The sequence below is a fragment of the Kitasatospora sp. NPDC036993 genome (assembly GCF_055607525.1).
This window is the reverse complement of record NZ_JBVJRP010000005.1, coordinates 460,842-467,162: the sequence shown is the minus strand read 5'-3', so window position 1 is coordinate 467,162 and position 6,321 is coordinate 460,842. Positions and strand designations below refer to the sequence as shown.

5 protein-coding genes are annotated in these 6,321 nt (G+C 75.7%); 4 read left to right on the top strand and 1 reads right to left on the bottom strand.

Features of this window, described 5'->3' with window-relative positions:
- Positions 1–24 precede the first annotated feature (24 nt).
- The 4 genes from ACZ7C5_RS13765 to ACZ7C5_RS13750 all read left to right on the top strand — a co-directional run bounded on the left by ACZ7C5_RS13765 (position 25) and on the right by ACZ7C5_RS13750 (position 3,787).
- Entirely contained in the window at positions 25–228 is a 204-nt protein-coding gene (locus tag ACZ7C5_RS13765; RefSeq protein WP_363384014.1) for an MbtH family protein, read from the top strand.
- A 96-nt stretch (positions 229–324) separates the two neighbouring features.
- A complete protein-coding gene (locus ACZ7C5_RS13760) occupies positions 325–861 on the top strand; it encodes a GNAT family N-acetyltransferase (RefSeq protein ID WP_401082500.1) in 537 nt (178 codons plus the stop codon).
- 331 nt (positions 862–1,192) lie between these two features.
- Positions 1,193–2,065 (top strand): SGNH/GDSL hydrolase family protein, encoded by an 873-nt coding sequence (locus ACZ7C5_RS13755; protein ID WP_401082497.1) that lies wholly within the window; start codon positions 1,193–1,195, stop codon positions 2,063–2,065.
- Between the two features lie 222 nt (positions 2,066–2,287).
- The gene (locus ACZ7C5_RS13750; RefSeq protein WP_401082495.1) at positions 2,288–3,787 is read left to right on the top strand and encodes a bifunctional phosphatase PAP2/diacylglycerol kinase family protein; all 1,500 of its coding nucleotides are present in this window, start codon (positions 2,288–2,290) and stop codon (positions 3,785–3,787) included.
- Between the two features lie 46 nt (positions 3,788–3,833).
- Here the strand turns inward: ACZ7C5_RS13750 and ACZ7C5_RS13745 are convergent, their stop codons facing one another.
- Positions 3,834–6,320: a SpoIIE family protein phosphatase gene (locus ACZ7C5_RS13745; RefSeq protein WP_470322643.1), complete on the bottom strand. Its 2,487-nt coding sequence runs from the start codon at positions 6,318–6,320 to the stop codon at positions 3,834–3,836.
- Between the last annotated feature and the right edge of the window lies 1 nt (position 6,321).

Here is a 6,321-nt window from a genome sequence, read left to right as displayed (position 1 = left end):
CCGACGATGACGAAGGAGACCGACATGGACGAGAACACCCGCTACCAGGTGCTGCGCAACGACGAGGAGCAGTACTCCCTCTGGCCCGCCGACCTGGAGGTACCGGCCGGCTGGCAGCCCGTCGGCACGGAGGGCACCGAAGCCGAGTGCACCGCCTACGTCGACGAGGTGTGGACCGACATGCGCCCGAAGAGCCTGCGCGAGCGCATGGAGAACGCCGGAGCCTGACCGGCCGTCGGGACGGGGCCGCCGGTCGCGCCACGCGCCGTCCGGCCCCGTCCGGCCGCTGCACCACCGAACCACCACAACACCGAGGAGAGCACCATGACCCCTCCGCTGCGCACCGAACACCTGGAGTTCATCCCCTACCGGACCGACGACGAGGACGCCTTCGTCTCCCTGCTGCGCAACGCGGACGTGTGCCGCTGGATGGGCCAGGACCTCGTGCCCGAGCCGGACATCCGCACGCTGTTCCGGGCGATCCTGTCCGACGTCTACCCCAGGAACCTCTTCGACGTCTGGGGCCTGTGGGCGGACGGGACGTACGCGGGCCACGCCGAGGTGAAGCGGGCCGGGAACGTCGACGGCCACGAACTGGTGACGGCGCTGGCCCCGGAGTTCTGGGGCCGGGGACTGGGCAGCGAGGTGGTTCGCGGGCTGATCCGCTACTCCGGGGAGGAACTGGGGCTCAAGGAGGTGTACGGCCTGGTGGGCGCGGAGAACACCCCTAGCCTGGCGCTGTCCCGGCGGCTGGGCTTCCGGCACCTGCGCGACGTCGTCGCGGACGACGGCTCGGTGTCCAGCCTGTTCGCTGCCTCGACCGCCGGCGCCGGTGCGACCGGCGCCGCCGATCCGGCCTGACCGGGCCGGGCCCGCGGCGTGTGACCACCCGTGCCGCGGGCCCCCGACGGAAGGTTTAGGGGTCCCCCTGCTTCCCGCAACTACCGTGTAGATCAAGAAATCTGAGGCACAATCAGCGGCGAGGGGCCGGTCCTGGTCCGCATCCGTGGAGTCCTCCCGCCGTTCGGCCGGATGCGACCGCGCAGCGGACGGCAGCTGCCGCATCCGGACGTCCGGATGTCCGGCCGGAGCCCCTGTGGGACCTGCACAGCCACCCGGCGGTGGGCATCGCACGTTCCACGGTGCCCTCCCGCCTGCTGACCTGTCGTCACTCGAACGGGAAGAGACCTCGATGACCTCCATCAAGACCGCCGGCCTCGCCGCCGCGGCCTGCCTCGCCCTCACCACCGCGCTGGCCGCGGCCGCCCCGGCCCAGGCGGCGGGATCAGGCGGCTACGTCGCCCTGGGTGACTCCTACACCGCCGTCGGCACACTGCCCCTGGCTTCGCCGGGCACGCCGTCGTCCTGTGCGCAGAGCACCGACAACTACCCGCACGTCGTGGCCCAGACCCTCGGGCTGCCGCTGGTCGACGTCAGCTGCTCCGGCGCCGCGACCTCCGACCTGTCGAACGCCCAGTCGGCGGACTCCCCGCCGCAGTTCAACGCGCTGACCCCGGCCACCTCGGTGGTCACCCTGGGCATCGGCGGCAACGACAACAACACCTTCAGCACCGCCGTCCAGGGCTGCGAGATCCTCGGCGCGGCCGACTGGCTGAACCTCGGCTCCCCGTGCGCGGACAAGTACAAGTCGACCTTCACCGACGCCATCGCCGCGAGCGAGCCGAACATCGCCGCGTCCGTCCAGCGGATCCACCAGCTCTCGCCGCAGGCCAAGGTCTTCGTCGTCGGCTACCCGAGCATCCTGCCGACGAGCGGCAGCTGCAAGCCGCAGATCCTCATCACCACCAAGGACATCGTCTACCTGAACAACGTCGAGAAGGTCCTCAACGACACCCTGAAGCGGGTGGCGCAGAACAACGGCGCCACGTACGTCGACACCTACACCCCGAGCCTCGGGCACGACGCCTGCAAGAGCGCGTCCGTCCGGTGGGTCGAGCCGCTGATCCCGGCCGGCCCCTACGTGCCGTTCCACCCGAACGCGGCCGGCCAGCGGAACACCGCCGCGGTCGTCTCGGCCGCGCTTCAGGCCGCCGGCGTCAGCTGAGGCGCGCGGTGAGGCGCGCCGGGCCGGTGCGCGGGTGAGGCCCCGGCCCGGCGCGCGCCACCCGTGACCGGGGTGGCGGTTGGCAGGTGTCGACGGCGTCCGAACGGCACCCCACGCCGAGCGCAGCACGCCGGCCCCGCGGCCGGACCCGCACCGGGGCCCGTTCGAACACGCCGTCGGCGGCGCCCGACCGCGTTCCGGGGCCTCGGTTAGGCTCGTCGGATGACACGACTGGGGACCACACGACTCGACGCCATCGACCGGGCCCTGTTCGACCGCGTCGCCGCCGCGCCCTGGCACGGCACCCGCCCGTGGCTGCGGGGGCTGAGCCGGGCCGCCGACCACGGCGTGCTGTGGATGGGCACCGCCGCCGTCCTCGGCGCGGTCGGCGGACGCCGCGGCCGGCGCGCCGCGCTGCGCGGGCTCGGCGCGCTAGCGATCGCCTCGACCACCGCCAACACCGTCGCCAAGCACGCCACCCGCCGGCCCCGCCCGGCGCTGGACGGCGTGCCGTCGGTGCGCAGGCTGCTGCGCCGGCCCTTCACCACCTCCTTCCCCTCCGGCCACGCAGCCTCCGCGGCCGCCTTCGCCACCGGCGTGGCGATCGAGTCCCCGCTGCTGGGAGCGGCCGTCGCGCCGGTCGCCGCGGCGGTGGCGTTCTCCCGCGTCTACACCGGGGCGCACTACCCGGGCGACGTCCTGGCGGGCGCCGCGCTGGGGACGGCCGCCGCCGCCACGACCCTGCGCTGGTGGCCGCGCTCCTCCGACGTGCCGCCGCCGGCCGCCCCGGCCACCTCCCCGGCCCCGGCCCTGCCGCGCGGACTGGGCCTGTCGGTGGTGGTCAACTCCGGCTCCGGCAACGGTTCCCCGCTCACCCCCGGTCCCGAGGAGACGGCCGAGAAGCTGCGCGCACTGCTGCCCGAGGCGGACGTCCGGGTGTGCGGTCCCGAGGACGACCTGCCGAAGCTGCTGGCCGAGGCCGCCGACCGGGCCGACCGGGCCGGCGGCGCGCTCGGGGTGTGCGGCGGCGACGGCAGCGTCAACCTGGCCGCGGCGCTGGCCGTCGAGCGCGCCCTGCCGCTGGCGGTCTTCCCCGGCGGCACCCTCAACCACTTCGCGCTCGACCTCGGCGCCACCACCCACGAGGCCACCGCCGGGGCCGTCGAGGCCGGCACCGCGGCCGGCGTGGACCTCGGACTGGCCACCGACGGCACCGGCACCCGGACCTTCGTCAACACCTTCAGTCTCGGCATCTACCCCGAACTCGTCCACGAGCGGGAGCGGTTGGAGAAGCGCCTCGGCAAGTGGCCGGCCCTCGCGGTGGCCGTCGCCAGGCTGCTGCCGACCGCCGAACCGGTCACCGTCCACGCCGGCGGCCGCCCGCACCGGCTGTGGCTGCTGTTCGCAGGCAACGGGGCGTACGAACCGGCCGGATTCGCCCCCACCCACCGCGCCGCCCTGGCGGACGGGGAACTCGACGTCCGGGTCGTCGACGGCGGGCGGCCCTTCGCCCGCGCCCGGCTGGCCGCCGCGTTCCTGTCCGGCACCCTGCACCGCTCCCGGGTCTACCGGACGGCCCGGCTGAGCGCCCTGGAGCTGGACTTCCTCGGCGACGCCGACCGGATCGCCGTCGACGGCGAGAGCGTTCCCGCCCGCGGCGCGCTGCGGCTGTCCAAGAAGCCGGCCGGGCTGACCGTGTACCGCCCGTCGGTCGCGTCCTGACCGACCGGGGCCGGCCGGGCCGGCCGGAGGCCGGTGGCGGCCCGGGCTACCGGACCGCCACCCCGACCAGGCAGGTGTCGTCGTCCGTGTCGGCGCTGCTGTACCGCAGCAGGTGGTCCAGGTGCTCCTCCAGGCCGTCGGCCCCCGCGGCCGACCCGCTGTGCGCCTGCTCGGTGAGCGCCATCAGGCTGGTCAGGGACGCCTGGAGGGACTCGTCGCGACGCTCGATCAGCCCGTCGGTGTACATCACCAGGGTGTCCCCGGCCGCCAGGGCCAGCTCGCCCTCCGCGTAGTCCGCGTGGTCCACCGCCCCGAGGAGGATGCCGCCCAGCTGCGGGAGGGTCGTCGCGTGCCCGCCGCGCAGCAGGACCGGCGGCGGATGGCCGGCCCGGGCCCAGCGGAGCCGGCGGGTCCCGGGCTCGTAGAGGCCGCAGACCGCGGTGGCGGTGACGTTGTCGGTGAGGTGGTGGGTGACGCTGTTGAGCCAGCTCAGCAGCTGGGCCGGCCCGGCACCGGTGGCGGCCAGGCCGCGCAGCGCGTTGCGCAGGGCGACCATGCCGGTGGCGGCCTCGATGCCGTGCCCGGCGACGTCGCCCACGCACAGCAGCACGTCCCCGGTGGGTAGGGTGAGCGCGTCGTACCAGTCCCCGCCGACCAGGTGGCCCTTCTCGGCCGGACGGTAGCGGACGGCGACCCGCAGGTCGTGCAGGTCCAGCGGGCCGCGGGCGGGCGGCATGATGGCGTGCTGGAGCTGGAGGGCGAGGCGGCTGCGTTCCGCGGCCTGCTGCTCGCTCTGGGCCAGCTGGTCACGGGTGGCGGCCAGGGCGACCTCCGTCCAGTGCTGGGCGGAGATGTCCTGGTAGGCGCCGCGGACGAGCCGCAGGTCGCTGCCGGGCGTGGGGACGGGCTCCGCCACGACGCGGATGTGCCGGGTGACGCCGTCGGGGCGCTGGAGGCGGAACGCGGTGGAGGCCGGACGCCGGTGGTGCAGCAGGGTGCGCAGGAACCGGCCGATGGTGTGCCGGTCGTCCGGGTGGGCGTGCTCGGCCAGCTGGTCCAGGGCGATCGGCGGCGCGGTGGGCGGCAGCCCGTGCAACTCGTACAGGGTCTCGTTCCAGGCGATCCGGCGGGTCCGCAGGTTCTCCTCGAAGCCGCCGATCCGGCCGAGCCGCTGGGCGTGCTGGAGCAGCCGGGCGACCCTCGGGGTGCCGTCGTCGAGGCGCCAGACGACCGCCAGGTGGGTGCCGGTCCGGCTGATGCTCACCCGGGCCCCGGCGGTCAGCCGCACGCCGTCGACCACGGCGGCGAGCCGCATGTCGTGGGTGCGGAAGGGCTCCCCGGTGGCGAGGACGTGCTCGACCTTCTCGGCCAGGCCGCCGGGTTCGGCCGCCAGCGGGTACGCCTCCAGCAGGCGGGTGCCCGCGATGGCACTGGTCGGCCGGCCGGCGAAGTCGACGAAGGCCGGATTGACGTGCCGGATCACGAAGTGCGGCGGGTGGCCGTCGCCGTCGGGTGACAGCCGCAGGACCAGGCACGGGTCGAGGAGGCCGTCGACCAGCTGCCGCAGTTCGCCGAACTCCCGGTCGGCGAGGCCGGGGGCGGAGAGCTCCTGGCCGCTCCGGGAGTCCAGCGTGGCGGCGGCCAGCTCCGCGAGCGCCTCGAACTGCCGCTGGAGCGACTGGGACTGCTCGGGCAGCGCGTCGTGCCAGCAGATCTCCAGGACACCGATGAGCCGGCCGCCGGTGCCGGCCGGGACGGCCAGCCGGCCGCCGCGGATCTCGTGCTGGCCGATCGACGGCAGCGAGGCCTCGGCGAGCGTCGGGTAGCCGATGGCCGAGCGCTCGTCGAGGGCCCGGCGGGCCGGGGTCGGCACGCCCGGTGGGACGTGACGCCAGCGGCGGGCCTCCTCCTCGTGGAAGCCGGCACTGCCCGCCAGCGACAGCGAGAGGTCGGGGTGGGCCGCCCAGACGGCGACGGCGGCCACGCCGAGCGGCCGGAGCGCGTGCTCCAGCATCGAGCGGGCGGCCGCCGGGGCGTCACCGCCCGCGAGGGCGTCCGCCTCGGTGCTCCGGAGCCGGACGGCCACCGGCTCCGCGGGCGGGACCGACGCACCGGCGACGAAGCCGCGGGCGAGTGCGGAGATCTCGTCCGACGCGGACTGGTTGACCAGGTCGGCGGCGAGCGCCAGGACCGACACCCCGGCCTGCTCGGCGAGGGTCTCCAGCTGCCTGCCCGCCTCGGTGGGGCCGCACCGCAGGCGTTCCACGAGCACGCCGACGGCCATCTCGACCACGGCCCGACCTGCCGAGTGGGCCTGGGCGTGGTCCAGCTCCAGCCGCAGCCGCTCGACCGTGCCGGCGAGCCGGCCGACCGCCGTCGCCTCGCGCTCGGCCTCCCGGAGGCCGGGCGCCCCCGCCGCGCTCGGCGCCCCCGGGGCGGTGGCGCTCCGTTGCGGTCCGACCCGCGCGGGGCCGGCGGCCGGTCCGGCCGACGGGGGGCGGCCGGTGGCGGACCGGTCCGGTGGCTGCTGCACG

Bases quoted from the DNA above. Each gene is read 5' to 3' on its own strand.
- ACZ7C5_RS13760 (WP_401082500.1), top strand. From the start codon at position 325: ATGACCCCTCCGCTGCGCACCGAACACCTGGAGTTCATCCCCTACCGG.
- ACZ7C5_RS13750 (WP_401082495.1), top strand. From the start codon at position 2,288: ATGACACGACTGGGGACCACACGACTCGACGCCATCGACCGGGCCCTG.
- ACZ7C5_RS13755 (WP_401082497.1), top strand. From the start codon at position 1,193: ATGACCTCCATCAAGACCGCCGGCCTCGCCGCCGCGGCCTGCCTCGCC.
- ACZ7C5_RS13765 (WP_363384014.1), top strand. From the start codon at position 25: ATGGACGAGAACACCCGCTACCAGGTGCTGCGCAACGACGAGGAGCAG.